This window comes from Paenibacillus glacialis, from assembly GCF_001637205.1.
Taxonomy (GTDB): domain Bacteria; phylum Bacillota; class Bacilli; order Paenibacillales; family Paenibacillaceae; genus Paenibacillus_AQ; species Paenibacillus_AQ glacialis.
The window spans coordinates 13929-36252 of the sequence record NZ_LVJH01000013.1 but is presented as its reverse complement, the minus strand read 5'-3'; the positions used below and the strand labels follow the sequence as shown (position 1 = coordinate 36252).

Here is a 22324-nt window from a genome sequence, read left to right as displayed (position 1 = left end):
TCGCAAAAACTTATTTTCCTGGGATGGATCAGGCTTTACCCGTTGAGAATGCCAATCTCATTGGGACAGGCGGCATCTACTCCACGGCCGAAGAAGTCGTTAAGTTCGCTGAAGTATTAATCGGGAATCGAACGAATATTTTATCTGAGAAGTCAGCAAAGGCCATGCAAAGTCATGAGTATAGAAAGGGAGTATGGGTTTCTGAAGAGACAAACACCATTAATTATGGTCTTGGTTGGGATGCCGTCCGTTTAGCACCGTTTAGTGATTACGGAATAACCGCATTATTTAAAGGTGGAGATACGTATATGTATCACGCTGCTTTGACTACCCTACCCGAACATGATATTTCTATAGCTGTGCTTTCATCGGGAGGTAGTGGTACCTACACTAGTATATTTGCATCTAATATTTTATTGGAATATACAAGAGCCAAAGGCATCATTAAAGAGATCCTACCTGACAAAACATTTGAACCTCCATTGAAAGTGGACATGCCATCGGATTTGCTTGCTTACTCTGGATTATACGGTACCGTAGGTAAAACGGTAAAGCTGGAGATAAAGAACGGAGAGATTGATTTACCCGAGCTAGGAAATGGATTGCTACCGCCTCAAAAATATGTATATACGGGCAATGGAGAGTTCAAAAACAACGATGGGAATGTAATCATAAGCTTTGACCAACCGAAGAATGGAAAAACCTATTTAAAACTTAACACTTATATAAATACTCCAGGATTAGGTCAAACGGTTACGGTAACCTATGAATATCAAAAGTTAGATTCCAATCCTCTAGATCAGTCAACTAAAACGGTATGGGAACATAGAAATGGAAAAAACTACTACGCTTTGGATGAAAAGATAACTTCAATGATGTATCTGCTCAAACCGCTTTTGGCCAAAAATATATCCGTTGATATCAACCATGGATACGCATCCGGCACTAAAATTGTTGATAAGAATAAAGCAGTAAATGTATTTGATATTCCTATTTTGAACGGAAGAGATACTTTTGATTTGAATTTCTATAACGTGGACCATACAGAGCATTTAATGATCGATGGACAATCCTATATCAGTGAAGATGCTATTCAACCCATTTATGAAGGGAACTCCTCGATTAGCAGCATACCATCGAATGGTCAGGCTGTATGGTACAAGATTGATGAAGAATCAGCCAATCGAGTCATGAACGTTGAGACTCCGGTAAGTGGGGGATTTGCCGTTTATGACGCAAATGGAATGGTTGTGAACTTTTCAAAGGCAACAAGCAATCATTCGGTAGTACTACCTGAAGGTGGGATGATCGTTTTTGGTGGTAATGAAGGGGATGTATTTAAAATTAATTTGAAGAATAAATAGACTTGTAGCACATAAGATTCTTACCCTAGTTTACACTGGTATAGTCACAATCTGGTTGCCAAATCAGAAGAGCCCGATCACCAAATGATCGGGCTCTTCTGATATAGATAAATGTGGTTCTAGTCACTACCCTCTCACCAGCAACACACAGCACTCCACATGCCTTGTGCATGAAAGAATATATATTCCCCCCACTCGACCTTCTTCATTTTCTTGTATGCTGAAACATACTGCCACCGATCTATATCCGTTGTACATCAATGCTTCTAATCTCGATATATCCTTACCACGCACTCCACATGTGTGGAGTGTGCATAACAGAATGACTTACCTCTAAGTTGTAGACATCATGTCTACAGCTTAAACCAAAAATAGAGCCTCCGTCATTTGACGACTACATTCTATCTACAATATACTCCATAAATGAGAAAAAACTCGCTCAAAGAGTGGGGGTTTCCTTATTTATGGAGGCGAACCGTGGCTATGGAAATCCACAAATCGCCGGTTCTAATACTCAAGTCTCAACTTCCGAGTATGACAAGAGTCTATCTAAATCAGTGACTTTATTAGAATCGACTACACTCAAAAACTTACGAACAACCCGAGATTTCTCGATACCTTCTTTAATCGTATAATAGCAAAAATCAACAAGTGTATCTTGTTCGATTAATATGTTTGTAAGAGCCTCATCATGTGTCACATAAATTGGAGTATCTTGAATCACTTCTTAAATATCATGTCATTACTGCAAATAATTGATGCCCCTAGTAAAAGTGCAGCCTTATGGCCATACGTCCCATCAAAAACGCCTGGCTCTGATAATACTCTTTTATCGTTCCGCTCCGGAACCTCCCATCATTGGAATTGTAAATCGCCCCGAATCGACCGCGTCCTTGGCTAGTTTATAGACTTGCTTCCATGAATCTGTATTCAGTGTGATTTTCATTGTATCCGGATTGATATATTAAACCCTGGGTATTGGCGATGGATGAAGCGAGATTCTCCATGGACATGCCGTATTCGCTGCCAAGTCCGTAAACTCGGGTCTTCTCGTCACCTTCGGTCGGAAACCGCCGGGCTATATCGATGATTTCCTGCCATGTCATCCCGTCATGCGGTACTTCGACACCATATTTGGCAAACAAATCCGCAACGAGTCAAACTATTCACCCATTACCAATAAAGAGCACTAGCCTTTTCCTTGAAAAATTAAAAATGAACAGTCCTTGTAACTAAATAGCTGTTGCACTAAGCTTCTTATATCTACATAAGAAAGATTATCAATCACCTTAATTAAATCCTGTATTTTTTGTTCGTATGAAATTAGAGGATAATTAAAAATAAAATGATCTATACTTTCTTCCATCAAGTTCGATAAAGCCAGGTCACTCAGATAAGCTTTGGATTTAAAATATTCCAAGTAATCTTGTTTAGTTTCCTCAAAATAAAATTTTAAAAGCATTGAATCCTCTTGGATATTATTAAATACTTTTTCCATCACATTAATGATTGTTTCATGCAAGTCCAAACAGTACACAATTTGCATCTTCAAGAACTGGTAACAATTAATAAAGTTGACGAAAGTAGAAGAAAAAAATGAAAACTCAACCTTAGAGTCATTTAATGCAGCAACACATGTTTTTTCAATTAATATCGCTAATGTATTATTACAGACTTCGTTTTTTATGTTCATTACATCAGATTTAATGTAATCCATGTATATTTCTATATGATTTAATTTCTCTGAAGTGATCACCTTTTTAATTTCCCCTGTTTCTAAATTCAGTTGATAGCATCTATTTATATCATTACATTCTGTGTTATTTTTACGGGAGAAACTATTAAATTCTGTTTCGATAAATTTATTTGCTTCTTCTGTTATGATGTCACCTAAAATAATTACATTCATTTCCTCAGGAATATACCATTTTTCATGAAAGGCTTTAACTTGCTCAAAACTAAGATGCTCTATAATTTTCGCGTCACCTATCGGTATCCGTGTCTTGTAAAACGAATTATCAAAGATCATTTTAAATGCTTTACTTTTTTTACTTTTATTATTATTAATTATTTCTTGTAGTACATCCCTTTTAACTTCTTCCAGCGTCTCTTTTTTTATATAGTTTCCTAATGCAATTTGCTTCAGGATGAATAATCCGTGCCTAATGGCCTCGCTTTCGTTTGGACATTTTATTACATATACCGTTCGGTCAAAATCAGTTAGTCCGATACTACTATATTGAAAACCATCCGCATAATACCTATACTTATCGAATACCATATTCATATGCTCTACTACATGAGCAAGCCCATTTTCCGTATCCAATTCATGAAGTGACCCCACTTTTAAGTTCAGACTTAACATTACTGCATTTTTTTCAATGTCGGTTTCTCGGACACAATAGGTAAGCCCACTTGGAAGAGTGCTTTGGCTAATGCGATCCTTCATTAACAAGTTCCCCCCTCATGTACATGTCTGACTGCATTTTATACAGTCTTGCGTATTCACCATTGTATCTTAACAAAGTATCATGACTTCCACTTTCAAGAACCTGCCCATCTTTTAGAACCAGTATTTCGTCTACTAATCGAATTGTGGAAAGCCGGTGCGTAATTAAAATGGTCGTTTTATCAAACATTAAATCCCTGAATTTTGTAAACAACTCAAACTCAGCTTCAGCATCAAGTGAAGCGGTTGGCTCATCCAAAATTAGAATACTAGAATTAGACATAAATGCCCTGCTAATTGCAAGCCTTTGCCACTGACCCAGTGATAATTGGGTGGCTTCGGACCATTCCTTGTTTAGCATGGTTGCGTACTTTAGGGGAAGTTCTTCAATAAAACGATCCGCTCCCGCTTGTTCCGCTGCTCTTTTTACTTTTGAGAAATTATTTAATTCATCAATTGAACCAAGTGCTATATTTTTTTCAATATCGAAGGGGTACTTGATAAAATCCTGGAATACAACCCCGATGTGCTTATAAAATTCCTCCAGATCGATATCATTTATGTTTATGCCATCTATTAAAATATTTCCTGAAGCAGGTTTATACAATCTTAAAAGCAATTTAACCAGCGTGGTTTTGCCAGAACCGTTCAAGCCTACAATCGAATAGCTTTTTTTAGCTGAAAGAACAAAACTAATATTCTTAAGTACAAACTCTTCTCTACCCGGATATTTAAAATATACGTTTTGAAATTCTATTTTCTCAAAATGGGTAGGGTAAGTCGTACTAGCTACTTCTTTGTTGGGAGTTTCCCTTCCTAACAAAGAAAATAGGTTTTGAATATAGAGAGCATCGTAGTATAATGAAGAGATGGAGCTTAAAATGTTCTGTATTGAATTTTGAAAATTCGATAATGTACTAATAAATAAGGTCAGATCTCCCAAAGTTAGGTTTCTGGAAACCACTTTTATGAGGATGTATATTTGAAAACCATAGGAAACTATATTTTCCAATACATTAGTCATGCTGCTTTGTACAGAGAATTTCTTTCTTATTTTTTTATCTTCTTTCAAAAAAGTATTAAAGTCATTTATGATCGTTGTCTTAAAATAGGAATTTAATCTGTTTACTTTGACTTCCTTAATATTTTCATAAGTGATAATGATGGATTTGAGATAATTGATAAATCTTAACCTTTCAAAACGTTTCGTAAAAATATCAAACTGTTTAGAGGACATTTTGATGTTAATGATGAGCGAAGGTAGACACGCAAAGAAGCTTATTAAGAGAATTATTGGGCCAAAATCTAAAAAAATCGCGATAGCCCCAGCCATGGATGAAAAATTTTGTAGCACAAGGATAAGGGTCCTAAGAATATTCATAGAATGCTGTGCAGATTCATTATTTACTTTTTGAATACAATCATATAATTCGACATTGTCAAAATTATCCATTTCCATGCGATCTATCTTATCAAGTGTCAATTCCGTTATATACTTATTCATATAATCTGCTTGGTTAGACTCAAAATACCGGCATACATTATTCATTATGTTTTTAAATTGCGTATACAAGAAATGAATTAATATCCATATGATCGGTTCGGTAAGATCCTTACTGGTTAAAGCCTCAACGACGCTATCAATAAAGAACTTCCATATTATTGTTGTAACAGGAATAGACAAGCCGGCCAATAAATTAAAAAATATCAACAAAACTAAAGTATGTTTCGAACTTTTCCAAAGCAAAGCAAGGATTTTGGCCAACATTTTAATGTAGTCTTGTACAGTTATTATTTTTTCGTGGAACGCTTTCATATAAGGTCTCCCATTATTAGTAAGGTATGAAAACAGGGCCCTATCAAAAATAGCGGCCCTGTTTCAATTGAATTATATAGCTTATCAACTAGTTAATGTATGCCGCTGTATAATTCGCCATTTGGTTCTTGGAGTCTCCTGCACAATAGCAAGCACATCCCGTGCCTGCACTGGACTTGGCAATATCTACTGCCACAGCAGTGGAACCTGAGCAAATACAGCCTTGCATTGGAGATACGCCATAATATGCTTGTGTATCCATCTTGGTTGTTCTACCTACGGGATTAATCAGTTTCATGCTGAATTCTCCTTCTCTTAAAATAGATTTTTATAGAAATAACATTCCGTATGACCCGGTATCATAAGAATGTTATAGCTACCGCATATTGCAGCCAATCATTACGAAATGATAAGTTCATTAAAGTATTGTATTTTTTCGGGAGTATCCTCAATTAATTGATGGTACCTTTGCAAGTAAAATTTAGTGATAGCCTTCTCTGCGTAACAAGTAGCCATTTTCTTATTTTCATCGAGTCCATTATCTTGATAGCATGGAGCGAAGCAAATTCCGCATAAGCGAACCGCCCAACAGTTCGAACAGTGCTTAATTGACTTGTTAGAATACTCTTCAAAGTAACTACGATAGACCGCTTCTATATCTATTCCATGTTCAATATCTCCAATGTAAGGTGAATTAGACATTCTTTCACACACTTTAAATTTACCTTCGGTAGTAACGTATAATCTTCTCTGACCGGGAATACAACATCCGTTCATATGTATACCCAGTAAAGGTTCGTCCGTTATTACTCTGTTGTGAATACGCAACAATTTGGTTTGGCTAATGTCTCGTGCCATCCCCGTTATGCCGTCATCGTTATCTATCGTTGCAAAAGCCCATACTCCTAAAGGATCGGACACCTCTTCGCTAGCGTAAAACTCTTCAAAGTCTATTTCTTGCTTTACAACTCCCATCTGTTCCCAATCGATGCTTCCTTGATCCACATATGAACAATTTATATTAACTTCTGGGGGTAACCACTCTAATGATTTGAAGAAAGCGTTAAGTTCATCAATCTTACCTAAACTATAAGGAGGACAAACAACGGAGTTTATACCTAATGAGTGATTAGGTTTATCTTGAAAAGCCTCCACTAATCTTCTAAGCCCTTTAATAGCTCTGCTAAAGCTTCCGCTGCCATCTACAGTTACACGGTAATAATCTTGAATTTTTTCTGGACCGTCCAAACTGCATAAGACCGAACATTTATCCAAAGAAGACAGATAATCAGCTATCTCATCAGTAACAAGCGTTAGATTTGTTGTAAAAGAGACAGATATATTGACATCGCTCATAATAGTTTTGCTGTATTCAATGCATTGCCTCATTAGTTCAAAATTTATTAACGGCTCTCCTCCATAGAAGGTCAAAGCCAAACTTTCCCCTACATTCTGGGAGATATAGTCCAAAGCTTTCTTGGCAGTTTCCCAATCTACATCTTTCTTTGAAAAATTTCTATATCCAATATTTTCTTCTTGGTAAATACAGTATTTGCATCTTAAATTACACTTTTCAGTCAATTCCAAAATAACTTGCTCTATGCCTCCACTGATGATACCTAATAATTCTGATTTCTTTGGAGTAATAAATTCCTGGAAGGAAGGTGCCTGGAGAATTTTCTCTTGCTCAACAAGAGCCAAAATCGTATTCAGAGCGTTTTCAAGCTCAGTATCAGTAAAATCTAACTGTATAATGCCGGCGAGGTCTGAACTTGTTAACAGTCTTTCCAAAATTGCCGATTCTACGACATCACATAGAAATACCTTTCCTGTTCCCGTGTCATAAAAATATCTATTATTTTCCGTCTCAAATACAGTCCCCAAGCGTCCCCAATTCGACTTATGCAGGTTCCCTAAAATGGAGATCTTCTTTTTAACGCTTGAACTCGCCATCCATTAATACCTCCTTAAAGAATCTAAATTTATAATGTACATGCACAGTCTAAAAGCAGTTAACGATTAAATGTTCATTTAGTTTTGTGAAATTTATCACATAATATGTAATATTTGTCCTGTATTAATCAAATGATAGCATCCATTACTTATTTTGTAAACTATTAATCTATGTTGTTTTATTTCCTGAAATTATAAAAAGAAGCCAGCATTATTTCGATGGCTTCTTTTTTCAATATGAGAAGTAAATTTTAATTTAACCTAATCTGTAATACCAATAAGTACCGCTTCAGCAACTGGCATATTATCATTAGATAACCAAACCCTAACTGTAGGAGTAATCCCCCTTGTTTCCAGCAAGGTAGCTATGTCAGAATGCGTTACTTTTTCATAGTTACTGATGACAGTATTCTTATCGGTGCTAATATACCTGATGAATACTTGAGTTGAGTTATTTATTTGTATATGAACATACTCGTTATCCGTTTCTTTTTTTCCTGTCATTTGAGTGTATTTTGGATTCATATATACTGTAATTTCATTCATTCCGGAAGCTGTCAAATCTCCAAACAAGTCTGCTTCAGCTTCATTCCATCCCGCTATTACCTCATCATTTTCATTGATATAACTAATTTTGGAAGCCGTGAAAGACAACAAATTAGGGTCAGCTATCCTGAGAGCAGTGCCCCCAAAAAGTCCTGAAATTAAGAGGAAACCAATGACAGCCATAAGGAAATGATTATGGGAGGACGTTTTTTTTCGAAACCATTTATATATACCAATACCAATAGCCCCGCCAGTGAAATTCAATAGAATATCATCTATGTCGCTACTGCCCAAAGCGAAGACATATTGAATGATTTCAAGCATAAATGAAGTAATCAGCAGCCATAGAAATGGAATACGAAGAGGCTTTCTGTTTACGGCATAGGCTACAAATATCCCGAAAGGAACAAAAATCGCGATATTCCCCCCTATATTCGCCAATGCCCTTCCCATGTCAATATTCGCACTTATAAAAAATTCATTAATCGTATGGAAAGGAATCACATTAATGCTTCTTAAAGACATTATTCTTGAATGAAATAAGGCTGATAAGGGAACTGTCTTAAACAAAATAACTTTAATAGCAATGAAAGCATAGACAATGATTATCAAATAAAATATAACAATTAATAATCTGCTGGCTCCGGCCTTTTCCGGGTTGTCCTCACATCTTTCGTTCAATTTTAGATCCACGCTACAGACCACCTTTCCTCAGTTCATTTTTCGTGTCTAATCATATAGTTCATCATATGGAAAACGTTTATCTTGAATGTTTAGTTACACCTATCTTATATTACTTTTTTGTGATTTTCAAAATCACGGAACACTGTAAAGTCAGCCCTCTCCCGTTTAGGACTCTCGCCCTCTCTCTCGTTTATTAATTCGAACCGCCTTTCGACATATTTTATGTCACTATTCTATAAAATGACATAAATTACGTCAATGATATAGACATATTTTGTGTCGGTAATTATCAGAAGAACAACCACTCATCTTCTAAAAGGAACATGTAGAGCTTCTTCTGAAGAAAATGTCATAGAAGAGCAAAAATCCACAACCTCATGCGATTGTGGATTTTATGTATGGAGGCAAGGGGAGTCGAACCCCTGTCCGAAGATAACGGCACATAAACTTCTACGAGAGTAGTCACAGTTTTGATGTCACCCAACGTATCGCCCCGTAACCGGCTATACGTTGGGTCAGCCTGATTGGCTTCTTCAGCTCACCGCAGGTGGAGATGAGACAGCGTATTCCACTAAAGTTGAGCTCTTATCCCGCTACATGGGCGATTGAGAATAATAATTCTAATCCATAAACATGCAATATCCATACTTAGATAAATAATGGAAATAATTCATTTTTTCCCTTGTCTTATGCTTTACCAAAATATAGAATTAGGTAAATAATATGACCGAAGTATGGTTGAAAAAGGAGAACGATTACGGGGATAACTTTTCGACTATTTAAAGATGGAGACATCGAAAAAATAAGCAACTCACTCGGAAAAAGCAAATATGAGTTTAATAATATAGGAAAGGTAACCTGGGATTGCTTTTCAAAACATCCCTCTTTTGAAATGTTTCATCCAGAAAAGATTGGTATTTGGGAGGATGATGGCGAAATTGTGGGAAGAGTTTCGCTTGACAGTCCTTGGTATGGCGATGTAATCATATATTTTAACCCTGAATATGCCCAACTTTGTACAGACATGCTTCAATATGCAGAAAGAACCTTTGCCGGTACAGATAATAACGGGAATAAGTATTTAAACATTTTTGTGAATGAAACGGATGTATTGCAAGATAGCCTTGAAGCAAACGGATATACAAAGGGAAGTGAAGGCAGGACTCTGACATACTCTTTATCCGAACCGACACAAGACGCCCCTATTGCTGAGGGCTTTCAAATAAGGAGTCTTCAGGAAGTGTACAGCTTTAAAAAACTGAATGACTTACTATGGAAAGCATTTGATTACGAAGGGGAACCTCCTTCATATGATGATGATGTCTATCTGCCTATAAAACATGCATGGCTCGACTACAGACACGAGATATGCTCTGTCGCTGTAGCCCCAGATCAAAGCTATGCATCTTTTTGTGGAATGTGGTTCGATATAGATACAAAGGCAGCCTTTATTGAACCACTTGCGACAGCACAAAAGTATAGGCTTTAAGCAAGCGTCTAAGAGTTATTGTTGGAGTAAGTCTTTGAAGTAAATGTAATGCTATGTAGCAAGCATGTGAGCACCTACTTGACTCGGGGATTGTTAGAAATACAGGTGGAAGGATTATTCTAGGGAAGAGAGGCATTTCAGTGCCTCTCTTTTTCTTTTGTAGCTGATTTCTATATATATATTCATTGGAGTTCATTATACACAAAAAAAAAGTGAGCATGCCTTTAAGGGCACACTCACTGCTATTACGGATGGAGCCAAGGGGAGTCGAACTCCCCTTACACATCACGTTATTTGCATTATCACTGTTTGTAATACGGTTCACTACTTTGCTTGAGCAATACTGTCACATCTCGTCTAGACATTGCGAACCATCAATAATAAGCACTCCACATGTGTGGAGTACTCAATATTGACAAAATGTAAGGGGGCAACCTAAGCCCTCAGTAACAACGGATTTTTGAAATTATAGTGGATATCAATACTACCATCCTTCGCAATCTCAACCCTTTCAATCAATCGGTTAAGAACTTCGCGAAGCATTTCTTCATTACCTAATTCTAGCTGAACGAATTTTTTAATTTCCTGTTGAAAGGCATTTAGAGAGCCTTCGTTTTCCTGTTCGTTAGAAACAAGATACTCCAGTTCCTTTGCTCTTGATTCCAGCAATTCCCGATTTGACCTTATGTCTGAACTACCCAATTCCCATCACCAAGGCTACCACGATCAAACATCATATCAGCATTATACTTCCCCCTATAAATCTCTCGGCAATTCTCTTGGAATCCAATAAAATAGCCATACCGCAAACCTTGTTCATTTAAATAATTATGCAGTCCGTTATCTACAAATAGAGTGTTATTTCTCAGCGATATTCCATATGATCTGTAATATCTTAGGATGCTCTGTTTGTCTTTCATTTCCTCGCCTCCCTTCATTAGAAGATAGGATCAGATGCTGGTTATCCTTTTACAGATGCTTGGAACCAAAATATAGGAGTATAAAATTGTAAAAAGATCGCTCTTTCGGTAAAATCAATTCCACCACAGAAGTTGATTTGAAAGAGGCGACCTCATGAAAAAGTCTACTACGTTTACAAACCTTGTTCAATCTCTTCACAACTATGTAAAAATAAATGTATGGTCTTCAAAAAGCCCATTTTTGTGTCAGAGGTAATTTGATTACATATGATGCATTATTTGCAGCATAGGGGGAGTTCAAGGAAATGGTCCAAATCAAAAGCCTGATTTCCAGCGGTGTGGACGTGGGCGTGTTTAACGCTCAAAATGTAAAGGAAGTGGATTTGTATTCAGAATGCGGAGGAGCGCCGGATAACAATCTAGGCATCATTCCGGATGGAAGTATGGTGACACTACGCAGGGGACGGGCCGCACGAAGGGTCAAAGTGAACCAAGACGCGGCGTCCGAATGCATCTATAACATGTTTGGACTCAGTAAGCCGTTGGCTCGAATATTTCGCCTGCAAAACAAAGCTCGCTACACGCTAACGTATAATACAGCAACCAAAACACTCACCATTCGCCGCAAGCCGGTAACCTTCTACACCTTGAAGGTTACCAGCGATCCGAAGCTGTCAAGAAATCGTGTTGTGATCGGCAATGGCCTCGGACTTAGCGGAGCACTCGGTATCACTTTGGCCAGCGGTGACCTTCTAGCATTGAGCAACGGGCTGCGTAAAGCACGGCTTCGGTTGAGAAAAATTAGTCGAGATTTCGAACTGACGGGCGTGTTCCGTTTGAATCCAGCTATCATCCAGCAGTTGAACCTTGTTGCTGGAAAAACTTACAGTGTGTCATATAATCAGCTTACAGGCACACTTTCTTTTCACGGGATTACGATACCGAAAGCGAGGAAACGTAAACTTGTGATTCGCAGAGCAGGCAAGCGGTCTTGCCGATTTTGTTGAACAATCCCTCGTAGCGTGAAAAAAGGCAGACAATATGTATGATTGTCTGCCTTACACAAGTAATCTAATTAAATTTGTAACAATTCTAAAAGATAATAGGATATGCAAGTGTAATATTTCATAAGTCGTTAGTAAATAGTTTTCTGGCCACGCCTGTTGATTAACCAAAATAAGGTAGCAATAAATTGAAAAAAGGTCGCTCTTTCTATAAAATCGACTCTACCATAGACCCGATTTGAAAGAGACGACCTCATGAAAAAGTCTACTACGGTAGCCATAATCCCAAACTTCACCATCTCTTCAAAGGACCGTCCATTATCTATCATACCACCATAACCTTCCACTACAGATAGGCTTGTTGCGTAAGCGTCCCCTTTTGTACACCCTATATCTTCTATCCTATCTCCAGCTTTATACCCATCGTAGGCTTGTCTGTATATCGCTAATTTATCGCCTACTTCAATAGACTTCTCGTACTCCCCACCAGCACCGAACAACTTATCCACAGATTCTTTCACGTTCTTCATTACGTAGTCGTACTCAGCCTGTGTCTGAGAACCGTAAGCATGGTTTCCGAACTCTACCTTGATCTGAACAGGTTTAGACGATACATACCCCTTGCCATTCCATGTTTTCGTTTGCACCGTTACAGTCTGCCATTTATCCTTTGATACGGAGATCGCATACTTGTTTGTTGGAGAAGGAGCTGTTACAGAGCTACCTCCTGTGGATGGCGGTTTAGGTGTTATTACGCCACCTCCATCACCTAAGTTACCCGAGTCGATCCCAGATACAATGGTAACCGTTTTGTATACTTGATCCCATGTAACACCCGCACCTAACGCTTCATATTCTTTCATTTATTCAACAAATATATTATGAATGAAGTGAAATTAACAGCAAAACAAACAGTCGCCTGGAATGAATTGCAGGAGCTTATGAACGATCCACAATATATAGCAGACTTTGTACATTACCAGCTTCCGTTTTTTAACATAGCACATAAACCTCGAATCCAGGCTACCACATGGGCCAGAAAGCTTGAAGACATTCGCATCCGAGTCGGTACTGCTATGGAACAAAAATTGTCTATCGATAGTCCTATCGTACAAGCTATTGTTGAGGATTTTGTTATGATGTATGCGAACTCAGAGCAGTCTAATGATAAATCGGCATTTTTCCGCCAATTCACCCAATATGTGCTGATTTCAGTAACAGAACGTATCGAACGTTTCAATAAATTATGTTCAATCTTGAACCCTAAGTGGCGCATAATACATAAAGGTAACGCTTTTCTGCTACAAGGAATGCAGTGGAAACTTGAACATATGGATGAAGGGTAAACATGTGCAAATGGCTCCCTACAGCAAAACGAACCGTTGAGGGTTAGTCCCCTCAACGGTTCGTTTATAGTGTCAGAAATTCACGTCACTTTCAGCCTTTAGTACCAATGCCTTATCTCCATAAACTTTATCTAAATGCTCTTCTCCCCATAAACAAACACTATCCAGTATATTTATCAAACCCCACCCATAATCACTAATCTCATACTCTACTTTTGGCGGAATCTGGTTATAGATAATTCGAGTAATGATTCCATCCTTTTCAAGCTCTCTAAGCTGTTGCGTAAGGACTTTTTGGGTGAGGTTAGGCATTAACTTTCGCAGTTCATAGGTTCGTTTTCTCCCCGTTGTCAAATGATATACGATGATCCCCTTCCATTTCCCTCTGATTATCTCTAGCGTTGCCTCAATCCCTATCGTATATTTATTTGTATTTTCTTTCATTGAACCTTCTCCTTCCCACGCATTCATACCTCCGAAAAAGAACTAAGGAACTTCAAAGTACCTACTGTACTTCAAAGTGCGTACTTCACATCTAATATCATATTACTCATAATAACATCTGTAATCATGTTCACCACATCATATATGAGAAAGAAGGTTACTGACACATGAAAGTTCTATTAGTCGTCACTCATCCCAGAGAAAATTCCCTTACCTATGCCGTCATGAATCGTTTTGTTGAAGGTTTGAAACAGAATAACCACGAAGTAGATATAATGGACTTGGATCGAGACGGATTCAATCCCGTATATACAGCAGAAGATGAACGAGATTGGAAGAGTCCTGATAAGCAATTTTCACCTGAAATACGGAAGGAAATGGATCGAATTGTCGCTGCCGATGCGCTTGTCTTCGTGTTCCCACTATGGTGGTATAGCGTTCCTTCCATGTTAAAAGGGTACTTGGATAAAGTATGGAACATCGGTTTACTCAAGGAATTCACTTCTAAGAAGGTACTATGGATTTGCTTAGCCGGCGGGGATCAAGAACATTTAATCAAATATGAATACCACGATATGATTACTCACTACCTAAATAACGCGATTGCTGGTTACGCAAGAGTGAAAGAATCCAAGGTCGAGTTCTTATACGACACACTTTCCGAATCCAACGAATACATCGAAGGCCTACTGAACCATGCTTATCTTTTAGGTCGAGAATATAAGTGAACAAAAAAAGAATAACACCCTTACTTACTATGAACTTCTCCTTGCAGCAAGGCCATACGTTCTCTAATTGATTGAATACCGTTGCCCTGCCCCTCCATTAAGTTTCCATTCCCATCATCGCTCACTTGAATATGATAATGCTCATCTTGTTCGAATTGGCTGAGTGTACATTGTTTGGCCTCGCTATGTTTAATAATATTGGTAATGGTTTATCTGACGGAAAGCGAAGTAGTTTACGCTGAATATACTCGGATAACGATGCAACATATAGATTATAAGATCATCCGATTGGATCAACTCATCATCCAAATTATCTGTAATTAACTTGATGAAACTTGGAATAACTCCTCCCCTTCACGTATATACTATGTATATACGTGAAGGGGAGGCAGTGCTATAATGGATTTATCAAATGGGAAAAGGATGAGCGCAATGTCTGTTAAAGTACAAAAGTGGGGGAACAGTTTAGCTTTACGAATCCCTGTCCAATTCACCTCAAAGTTAGGTATTGGTGAAGGTACTGAAATGCATTTGGATTTCGATGATAAGGGTGGTCTAAGCCTTATTCCTGTGATACAAAAGCCGACACTGGAAGAATTAATCTCTCAAATTACCCCAACAAATCAACACAAAGAAATTGATTTTGGAAAATCAGAAGGGAATGAATCCCTGTGATTATTCCCGACCGTGGCGATTTGGTCTATCTAAGTTTTGACCCACAAGCAGGACACGAACAGGCGGGTAGAAGGCCAGCTATCGTGTTATCCCCGAAGGCATTTAATCAAGCCACAGGATTCGCTACCTTCTGCCCCATCACCAATCAATCGAAGGGATATCCTTTTGAAGTAAAGTTAACTGAAGAAGGTAAGATAACCGGAGTGATTTTAAGCGATCAGATAAAAACCTTAGATTGGAAAGCACGTCGCTGCGAAATCGTTGGTCAAGCTCATAATTCTGTTACGCAAGAAGTTTTAGACAAAATTCATACCTTTCTGAACTGATTGAATATCGTTTACCCACCATTATCTCACTAGCTAAAGCATTACATATTGAATTATCCGTTCTCATAGAAAATTTCGAGATAGAGTTAGAAGAGTAGTCATTTATACTATGTTGCCACTAGCAAAAAGCTATTGGAATTCCAATCAGCTTTTTTAGTATCCTTAATTGTTAGTAATAATGATGGAATTCGATTCCTACTAGTTTATTATATGTAGGTGTGTACAATACTTTAATCTGTCTATTTGGCAAATGGTCTATATTTCAAATCCAACCTTGATCATGTGCTTTCTCGGTGGCTTGTTGTCTGGTCTCTACCTCCAATTTTTGAATGGCTAAAGATAAGTAGTTTCTGACTGTTCCCTCTGTTAGAAATATTCTCTTTCCTATTTCCTTTGTCGTCAGCCCCTCTTGTGCCATCCGCAGCACTTCTGTTTCACGTTCGGTAAGCGGATTTTCTTCCTTCAGAAAAAGCGCCGCTGCTAAGTCCATACTTACGACCCGCTTACCCGCCATTACCTTACGAATGGAATCAATTAAGAAATCAATCGGTTCATCTTTTAATAAGTAGCCCTCTACCTTCAATGCCATTGCTTTTTGCAGAAAACCAGGGCGGGCATATGTGGTCACAATAATTATTTTCGATGAACTCCCTTCTTGTCTAAGTCTCTCCGCAATTTCAAGACCTGTAAGTAAGGGGATCTCTATATCGAGTAAACAAACATCCGGCTGATATTGCTGAATAGCCTCCCATGTTGCTTGACCATCTGCTGCTTCCGCTACGACTTCAATATCATCTTCTAAGGATAATAAAGACGTCAATGCCCCTCGAAGAAGTTGCTGATCTTCTGCTATGACTACACGTATCACGCCTACTTCACCCTCCTATTCCTCATCAGTGGAACCTTTAAGGTAATCGCAGCTCCATTGTTCGGATACGCCACAATATGAACTTCTCCTTGCAGCAAGGCCATACGTTCTCTAATCGATTGAATACCGTTGCCCTGCCCCTCCATGAGGTTGCCATTCCCATCATCGCTCACTTGAATATGATAATGATCCTCTTGTTCGAATTGGCTAATTGTACATTGTTTGGCCTCGCTATGTTTAATAATATTGGTAATGGCCTCTCTGATGGAAAGCGCCAGCATCGTCTCAGCCACATTGGTTAGCAGAGGTCTGGACTCTTTATTGTTTACGGCCAATTCAATCCCAGCCTTGTGACAGATATCCCTTGATAATTCAATTTCTTTCTCAAGAGAAATAAATTTCATATCCGTGACTAGTTCTCTCACTTGTTTCAAAGCAAATCGGGATGTGTTCACGATATCATTCAGTTCATCCTTAGCCTTCTCTGGGTTCTTATCCACCAATCTTAACGTTAACTCGCTCTTTAATTTAATCATCGTCAACGTTTGCCCCAGCGTATCATGTAGGTCCCTTGCGATCCGGCTTCTTTCCTCCTCTTGAATATAACGCTCAAGCTGAGCATTGGCTATATCAAGCTTTTCTTTCAAGAAATTAGCCTTCGTTCTTGTATAAATAACGATTGGTGTGACAAGCTGGGCAATAAGGTTTGGGAAATACTTGGGTGTGAACACTCCAATCGGGCTACCCTCATTGATCCAGCAGAACACCATAAACATAACTATGATTCCAGCCATCCCTACACTGATAATCCACTTGTGATACGCTCTGCCAAGCAGATTTGCAAACACAAAGCCATACATTAATATCCAACTATCGACATACATGCTAAGCACTACAATTAACAGGCATCCCGTGAGACTGGCCATGAGTAATCGCCAATCCCGATGCCATAAGCCAACATAATAGCAACCTACAAATAATGCGATGAATAATAGTTTGACTGCAAAATGAATGGTCCATTCTGAAATGACAACGCGATAAATTAGAAATATAACAGCGATCAAATCAATAAGAAGATATTTTTCAATCTGATCTGCCGGGTAAATCTTCTTCAACATGATTAGATGCACACCTTATTTGTTTAATCATTCTGCTTACTACTTGCTTAATAGATTAGAAGTAAACCTTCGTGCTGATTCCATTGGACCGTACTTAAAGCGCTTCAGCCATAGGGAAGCAAATATAACCTGAAAGTAGCTTATGGCTAGCCATATAAACACAATCGTTACGGAGTCGACTTTGCCTCCAAGACCGAAGCCCCATCCATAGAAAATCACTGTAGCGATCACATTCTGAAGTACATAGCAGCTGAGTGACATTTGGCCGACCAGCTCAAGTCTACCCCACAGCCAAAGCTTCTGATTCGCTTCTACTAATTTAGCAATCAACGCAATATATCCGAGCGAAAGAATGGGTGCAAATAAATAACGGACGGGTAAATCAAAGTAGCCGCCTGGTACAAATATAAGTAAATTCAATGGAATACCCAGGTATAGTCCAATATGAAGTAGTTTCTTTCTCTTCTGTCTCCCATTCTCATCAGGAGCAAACGTCCCGGATCTCATTAAACGAATCCCTAATAGAAACAGAAAAATGTTCATTGGAATAACGAAAATGACTTCTAATCGCAACATAACAAAATTTGTAAACCGTTCCTGAACTTGCTGGAACCAGCTACCATCTCTATATAATAATATAGTCTCATTCATATTTCCTAAAGAAATATTGGCCCCGGTTAGACCAATGTAGATTCCAAGAACCAATAGAAGGAGCATGATTCCCCCGTGCAGTCCGCCAACAATCTTCATCACGCGCCGCATGATGGGATCGCCACCTTTTATAATAAAAGCCGCAATGATCGCTGTTACGCCATAGCTCATCAGAATATCATATTCCAACACAAGCATGAAGTGGATGAATCCTTCCACCATAAGTATAATGGATGTCCATATATATACACCAGGCCAAGCGGTACCTTTTCTTAATGCCTGCTGATACTTCATCTCAAGTCCTACTCCGAACATAATGGTTAACAAGCCAAGGAGCTTGCCATTGACTAGAAACAACACCAAATTTCTTACGAAATCTTGGATTGAAGTCCACCACGCATTGTGATTAAAGGAAAATATATAGTTCAAATCCCCCAAGTGTGCCAATATCCAAATATTTGTTCCAAGCGTACCTAACACAGCAAAGCCTCTTAGTATATCTAGCAAGCGAATTCTTCTGCTATCCCTCTCCATTGCGTCAATCATCCCCTCATCAGTAAGTACTTTCATTGTATCTCTGAACGGATGGGTACGATATTCACAACAGTCAGCATTTGGATATGACACTGTCATATCCAATACTTGGTCCCACATAAAGAGACCTTGAATGGCATATAGCCAAACAAAGTCCCCTTACTTATATATTTAAATTGAAACTCAAGTACAACTATCTTCTATAATAGCCTGAATATGACCGTAGTACTGCATGAATATGGAGTGATACGGCTCTGAAGGATGGGTTGTGATTCGTGGTGATAGGTGAATTAATACATCGTCCACTCTCCTCATCAGCTTCTTAAGATGTGCTGTTTGTATTTCCTGGATGAGGGAGATATCTTTGAGACTTGCTAGATAGTAAAGCCCCTCCAAATCATCCAGTGAACGTTAAACGAAAAGTAAATGATATATTAATGGAAAACTGGTAGAATAGAACTAGGAAAATTTACACAGAAAAGGGTGACTTAAATGAAAATGATAATTAACATAGCTCTAGGTATAATATTGGCAGTAGTCATTCTATCAATCTGTTAATGTCAAGAGGAGAACGTGTGAATAATTTAGTGAAAAGGGATTTGCTGATTTTTATATTCTGTTTTATTCTCTACGGTCTAAATGAATACATATTCAAAGGGTTAGATGTACAACTACATTGGTTCTTTGTTGGGCACTATAACGATGTATTAGCATCAATTATTCTATTGTCTTATTCTAGCCTGTTGATTGTAATTTTTGCTAAAAGAGAAATAAAAAACTTTTTATTGTGTAGTTTTCTAATTTTACTGGTAGGACTATTCTGGGAATATGTAACGCCGTACTACAAGAAATCAACTCCAGATCCTTTTGATATAGTTGCTTATTACATAGGTTTCTTAATATATTGGTTTTTTGTAAAGCTTACAAGAAGGAAGGTTTAACCTTCTTTCTTTGTTTATGGAACCAGTCTTTCAACATGTTTTATTCGTAATATATGGTTATCACTATTTTGTTTTTCAAACATATCTAACGTTCTACCTTCAACTGAGAGAATCATTTCTGAGAATAAAGTTAACAATATCGTTCTCGTTTAATGGCTCAACCTCGAAATCAATGCTTGATTAGGGAAAATCTATCTAACGCATGCCGCTAATCAGATCTTGAATCCTCACTTAAATCTTAAAAAGGCAGCAAACCCTATTACCCTAATAGGAATCTGCTGCCTCTCAACTTACCATATATAATTGCCTACTTCTCCAGCCTCAATTATGAATTTTCAAAGGTACTAGCGATCTTGTCCCAGAGTCAAAATTATCATAGTTCTGTATGATTAACTCCACCAAGAGATCTTATATGAATGGAGCCAGCCACTCTCTACGGATCGCTTCAATGAAATGAATCTGATACGCAACATTACCATCACATAACGTATACACATCTTTCCCGTCCGTTCGATCCTTCGTGGCCATAATTCCCAGTATAATAAATTGATTCTTGTAATCATTTCAATCAGAGGGTTATGATTTACAGCAACTTAATCAGCTCTTCTAGCTCATCAACCAATACTTTTGCAAGTTCAAAATTATTATCTTTTAAAGCCAATTCTATTTTCGTTTCAACTGCTTTTTTGTTTTGTTCCGTTTCTAAATAGTCTCGATCAAAATGATTAGCATAAATCATCTGTTTAAATTTTTTCATTTTCATTTTTCTAATCGTCTTATCGTCAATGATTAGCACATAATCCATACCATTTACCACAGAATAGAAATCATGAGAAATCATGAGAATCGCACCTTTATAGTCTTCAATGGCTTTCTCTAGTGCGATTTGTGTATAGGTGTCTAAATGACTTGTCGGTTCATCCAGAAGCAATACGTTTGCTTTACTGGCAGAAACTTTAGCCAACTGAAGTATATTTTTTTCTCCACCAGATAACGATTCTATCTTCTGATTAACGATTTCGCCTTCAAAGCCATAGTGCGAAAGATATGATCTAACCTCTTCATAAGTGTTAAACCCAGCATCGATGAATTCTTCTAGGATTGTATTAGAATCCTTTAGAACTTCGCCTTGAAGCTGAGATAAATAAGCCACTTTAACATCATCATTTATTTCAATGGATTCATGATTATTGTTAAATATATCTCGGAGCAAAGTCGTTTTCCCAGTACCATTTGCACCGATCAGGGCTACTTTATCCGTAGATTTGATCTCAAAGTTAACATTTTCTAACAGCAACTCATCAAAGGCAACACCATAATTACTGACATATATAACCGTGGTGTCTTCTTCCAGTTCATTATCAATATCTAAGCTAATATTCGGTTGCTTAATATCTACGAATGGCGCTTTAAGTCTACGTGCTTCCAATCTTTCTTGGAATTTAACTCTAGCTTTGAGCGCTCTCCCTCTAGATGCTTCTGAATTATATTCTGCGATACTTCTAAGATTATCAATGATGATCTCATTTCTCTCAATTTCTTCACCCTCAGCGATTGTGAGTTCTTGTAACTCAATCTTCGTCTGAAGTAATGAGAAGTTATACTCAATATATCGCCCATCAAACTCTTGGATCTCCATGTTCTCAAGGTGCAACATTTTGTTGAAACAATGATTCAATAGATATCTATTGTGCGTAACAACTAGCAGCATTCCTTTGTGAGCATTAATCAAATTCTTAAGCGCATTTAGGTTCTCAAAATCTAAAAATACATCGGGTTCATCCATAATCATTAAGTCTGGACTATTAAGCATTTCCTTCATCACTTGAATAAGTTTGAATTCCCCACCACTCAGGTCGGATACCTTAACATCTTTTAGCTTCATGAGGTTTGCAAGATTTAGTTGCTTATTGATGTTGCTTTCAAAATCATTCCCATCCATTGCATCAAATGCATCTAAAGCGAGTTGATACTTTTCAAGTAACGATTCAATATCCGTTGATGTTTCCATTTCAGTCAAAATGGAATTGATTTCATTTTGTATCTTAATAAATTCTTCACCTATATATTCGAACACTGTTGTTTCTTTCGTTCTGTCTAGTTGTGAGAACTGACTTACATACCCGATTCTGCAAGTTGGATCTATCTCTAACTTGCCCTCGTATAAATATCTTTCTGGATCCATCAGTATATCTATCAGTGTACTTTTCCCACTGCCACTTGTTCCTATAAAAGCGCAATGTTGCGCCTCTTCAAGCGTAAAGGAAATGTTGTTATATAGTTCTTTTTGCGGAAATGAGAAGGATAAGTTATCAACTTTTATCATAGTATTACCTTTCTTTATAACTAAATTAGTGAATATTATTAGATGTACTGAAGAGCATCGATTTCGAGTTTACCGTTGAGTTGATAGAATAACACTGTTTACATCCAACTACAATCATTTCAGATTAAAGTTGTTCGTGAGA

General features: G+C 37.8%; 22 protein-coding genes and 1 other RNA gene. 8 read left to right on the top strand and 15 right to left on the bottom strand.

Annotated features, from left to right (window positions below):
* Positions 1 to 1364 (top strand): serine hydrolase (locus tag PGLA_RS08815; protein WP_068531701.1); only part of this gene is annotated, 1364 nt, incomplete at its 5' end.
* A gap of 464 nt (positions 1365 to 1828) precedes the next feature.
* Positions 1829 to 1999, top strand: a complete 171-nt coding sequence (locus PGLA_RS27920) for a hypothetical protein (RefSeq protein ID WP_161487865.1) — start codon at positions 1829 to 1831, stop codon at positions 1997 to 1999.
* Between the two features lie 267 nt (positions 2000 to 2266).
* Here the strand turns inward: PGLA_RS27920 and PGLA_RS28530 are convergent, their stop codons facing one another.
* The 7 genes from PGLA_RS28530 to ssrA form a co-directional block, all read right to left on the bottom strand.
* Positions 2267 to 2509 carry a hypothetical protein gene (locus PGLA_RS28530; protein ID WP_068531689.1) on the bottom strand — a complete coding sequence of 81 codons (243 nt, stop codon included), beginning with the start codon at positions 2507 to 2509 and terminating at the stop codon, positions 2267 to 2269.
* Between the two features lie 44 nt (positions 2510 to 2553).
* Positions 2554 to 3813, bottom strand: coding sequence for a M16 family metallopeptidase (locus PGLA_RS08800; protein WP_068531687.1), 1260 nt, complete (start codon positions 3811 to 3813; stop codon positions 2554 to 2556).
* Complete coding sequence (locus tag PGLA_RS08795) at positions 3797 to 5629, bottom strand: ABC transporter ATP-binding protein (RefSeq protein ID WP_068531686.1); 1833 nt, start codon at positions 5627 to 5629, stop codon at positions 3797 to 3799. Before PGLA_RS08795 ends, PGLA_RS08800 begins: the two co-directional genes overlap by 17 nt.
* 88 nt (positions 5630 to 5717) lie before the next feature.
* On the bottom strand, positions 5718 to 5927 hold the full coding sequence (locus PGLA_RS08790; RefSeq protein WP_068531683.1) for a hypothetical protein: 210 nt from the start codon (positions 5925 to 5927) through the stop codon (positions 5718 to 5720).
* A 101-nt stretch (positions 5928 to 6028) separates the two neighbouring features.
* Positions 6029 to 7582 (bottom strand): radical SAM protein, encoded by a 1554-nt coding sequence (locus PGLA_RS08785; protein ID WP_068531681.1) that lies wholly within the window; start codon positions 7580 to 7582, stop codon positions 6029 to 6031.
* Positions 7583 to 7843: 261 nt separating this feature from the next.
* Positions 7844 to 8821, bottom strand: a complete 978-nt coding sequence (locus PGLA_RS08780; RefSeq protein ID WP_068531679.1) for a VanZ family protein — start codon at positions 8819 to 8821, stop codon at positions 7844 to 7846.
* A 397-nt stretch (positions 8822 to 9218) separates the two neighbouring features.
* Positions 9219 to 9499, bottom strand: a transfer-messenger RNA (tmRNA) gene (gene ssrA, locus PGLA_RS08775).
* Between the two features lie 205 nt (positions 9500 to 9704).
* Between ssrA and PGLA_RS08770 the strand changes: the two genes are divergently transcribed.
* Complete coding sequence (locus PGLA_RS08770) at positions 9705 to 10301, top strand: hypothetical protein (protein WP_068531677.1); 597 nt, start codon at positions 9705 to 9707, stop codon at positions 10299 to 10301.
* 435 nt (positions 10302 to 10736) lie between these two features.
* Here PGLA_RS08770 and PGLA_RS08765 read toward each other — a convergent pair whose 3' ends face one another.
* Positions 10737 to 10970, bottom strand: coding sequence for a hypothetical protein (locus PGLA_RS08765; protein ID WP_145939515.1), 234 nt, complete (start codon positions 10968 to 10970; stop codon positions 10737 to 10739).
* Between the two features lie 14 nt (positions 10971 to 10984).
* The gene (locus tag PGLA_RS08760; RefSeq protein WP_068531675.1) at positions 10985 to 11221 is read right to left on the bottom strand and encodes a hypothetical protein; all 237 of its coding nucleotides are present in this window, start codon (positions 11219 to 11221) and stop codon (positions 10985 to 10987) included.
* A gap of 350 nt (positions 11222 to 11571) precedes the next feature.
* Here PGLA_RS08760 and PGLA_RS08755 point away from each other — a divergent pair, with 350 nt between their 5' ends.
* A complete protein-coding gene (locus PGLA_RS08755; RefSeq protein WP_145939514.1) occupies positions 11572 to 12228 on the top strand; it encodes a hypothetical protein in 657 nt (218 codons plus the stop codon).
* A gap of 128 nt (positions 12229 to 12356) precedes the next feature.
* Here the strand turns inward: PGLA_RS08755 and PGLA_RS08750 are convergent, their stop codons facing one another.
* Positions 12357 to 13088, bottom strand: a complete 732-nt coding sequence (locus tag PGLA_RS08750) for a hypothetical protein (protein WP_068531671.1) — start codon at positions 13086 to 13088, stop codon at positions 12357 to 12359.
* Positions 13089 to 13106: 18 nt separating this feature from the next.
* Between PGLA_RS08750 and PGLA_RS08745 the strand changes: the two genes are divergently transcribed.
* Positions 13107 to 13571 carry a hypothetical protein gene (locus tag PGLA_RS08745; RefSeq protein ID WP_161487863.1) on the top strand — a complete coding sequence of 155 codons (465 nt, stop codon included), beginning with the start codon at positions 13107 to 13109 and terminating at the stop codon, positions 13569 to 13571.
* A gap of 72 nt (positions 13572 to 13643) precedes the next feature.
* On the opposite strand, the gene PGLA_RS08740 is transcribed toward PGLA_RS08745, so the two are convergent.
* Positions 13644 to 14015, bottom strand: coding sequence for a winged helix-turn-helix transcriptional regulator (locus PGLA_RS08740; protein WP_068531667.1), 372 nt, complete (start codon positions 14013 to 14015; stop codon positions 13644 to 13646).
* Positions 14016 to 14182: 167 nt separating this feature from the next.
* Between PGLA_RS08740 and PGLA_RS08735 the strand changes: the two genes are divergently transcribed.
* The 3 genes from PGLA_RS08735 (at position 14183) to mazF (ending at position 15744) form a co-directional block, all read left to right on the top strand.
* The gene (locus tag PGLA_RS08735; protein WP_068531665.1) at positions 14183 to 14743 is read left to right on the top strand and encodes an NAD(P)H oxidoreductase; all 561 of its coding nucleotides are present in this window, start codon (positions 14183 to 14185) and stop codon (positions 14741 to 14743) included.
* A 399-nt stretch (positions 14744 to 15142) separates the two neighbouring features.
* Positions 15143 to 15418: an AbrB/MazE/SpoVT family DNA-binding domain-containing protein gene (locus PGLA_RS08730; protein WP_068531663.1), complete on the top strand. Its 276-nt coding sequence runs from the start codon at positions 15143 to 15145 to the stop codon at positions 15416 to 15418.
* Complete coding sequence (gene mazF / locus PGLA_RS08725; RefSeq protein ID WP_068531661.1) at positions 15415 to 15744, top strand: endoribonuclease MazF; 330 nt, start codon at positions 15415 to 15417, stop codon at positions 15742 to 15744. Before PGLA_RS08730 ends, mazF begins: the two co-directional genes overlap by 4 nt.
* Positions 15745 to 16006: 262 nt before the next feature.
* Here mazF and PGLA_RS08720 read toward each other — a convergent pair whose 3' ends face one another.
* The 4 genes from PGLA_RS08720 to PGLA_RS08700 all read right to left on the bottom strand — a co-directional run bounded on the left by PGLA_RS08720 (position 16007) and on the right by PGLA_RS08700 (position 22182).
* Positions 16007 to 16612, bottom strand: a complete 606-nt coding sequence (locus tag PGLA_RS08720) for a response regulator transcription factor (protein ID WP_068531659.1) — start codon at positions 16610 to 16612, stop codon at positions 16007 to 16009.
* Positions 16613 to 16614: 2 nt separating this feature from the next.
* Entirely contained in the window at positions 16615 to 17730 is a 1116-nt protein-coding gene (locus tag PGLA_RS08715; protein WP_068531657.1) for a sensor histidine kinase, read from the bottom strand.
* A gap of 39 nt (positions 17731 to 17769) precedes the next feature.
* Positions 17770 to 18915: a DUF418 domain-containing protein gene (locus tag PGLA_RS08710; RefSeq protein ID WP_068531697.1), complete on the bottom strand. Its 1146-nt coding sequence runs from the start codon at positions 18913 to 18915 to the stop codon at positions 17770 to 17772.
* A 1524-nt stretch (positions 18916 to 20439) separates the two neighbouring features.
* Positions 20440 to 22182, bottom strand: a complete 1743-nt coding sequence (locus tag PGLA_RS08700; protein WP_068531653.1) for an ABC-F family ATP-binding cassette domain-containing protein — start codon at positions 22180 to 22182, stop codon at positions 20440 to 20442.
* Positions 22183 to 22324: the final 142 nt, after the last annotated feature.

What these genes read in the sequence shown, in the direction of transcription:
- PGLA_RS08710 (WP_068531697.1), bottom strand. Translation starts at nt 18,915, where the DNA reads ATGGAGAGGGATAGCAGAAGAATTCGCTTGCTAGATATACTAAGAGGC.
- PGLA_RS08795 (WP_068531686.1), bottom strand. Translation starts at nt 5,629, where the DNA reads ATGAAAGCGTTCCACGAAAAAATAATAACTGTACAAGACTACATTAAA.
- PGLA_RS08790 (WP_068531683.1), bottom strand. Translation starts at nt 5,927, where the DNA reads ATGAAACTGATTAATCCCGTAGGTAGAACAACCAAGATGGATACACAA.
- PGLA_RS08760 (WP_068531675.1), bottom strand. Translation starts at nt 11,221, where the DNA reads ATGAAAGACAAACAGAGCATCCTAAGATATTACAGATCATATGGAATA.
- PGLA_RS08745 (WP_161487863.1), top strand. Translation starts at nt 13,107, where the DNA reads ATGAATGAAGTGAAATTAACAGCAAAACAAACAGTCGCCTGGAATGAA.
- PGLA_RS08715 (WP_068531657.1), bottom strand. Translation starts at nt 17,730, where the DNA reads ATGTTGAAGAAGATTTACCCGGCAGATCAGATTGAAAAATATCTTCTT.
- PGLA_RS27920 (WP_161487865.1), top strand. Translation starts at nt 1,829, where the DNA reads ATGGAGGCGAACCGTGGCTATGGAAATCCACAAATCGCCGGTTCTAAT.
- PGLA_RS08730 (WP_068531663.1), top strand. Translation starts at nt 15,143, where the DNA reads ATGGATTTATCAAATGGGAAAAGGATGAGCGCAATGTCTGTTAAAGTA.
- PGLA_RS08750 (WP_068531671.1), bottom strand. Translation starts at nt 13,088, where the DNA reads ATGAAAGAATATGAAGCGTTAGGTGCGGGTGTTACATGGGATCAAGTA.
- PGLA_RS08740 (WP_068531667.1), bottom strand. Translation starts at nt 14,015, where the DNA reads ATGAAAGAAAATACAAATAAATATACGATAGGGATTGAGGCAACGCTA.
- PGLA_RS08770 (WP_068531677.1), top strand. Translation starts at nt 9,705, where the DNA reads ATGTTTCATCCAGAAAAGATTGGTATTTGGGAGGATGATGGCGAAATT.
- PGLA_RS08800 (WP_068531687.1), bottom strand. Translation starts at nt 3,813, where the DNA reads ATGAAGGATCGCATTAGCCAAAGCACTCTTCCAAGTGGGCTTACCTAT.
- PGLA_RS08735 (WP_068531665.1), top strand. Translation starts at nt 14,183, where the DNA reads ATGAAAGTTCTATTAGTCGTCACTCATCCCAGAGAAAATTCCCTTACC.
- PGLA_RS08700 (WP_068531653.1), bottom strand. Translation starts at nt 22,182, where the DNA reads ATGATAAAAGTTGATAACTTATCCTTCTCATTTCCGCAAAAAGAACTA.
- PGLA_RS08785 (WP_068531681.1), bottom strand. Translation starts at nt 7,582, where the DNA reads ATGGCGAGTTCAAGCGTTAAAAAGAAGATCTCCATTTTAGGGAACCTG.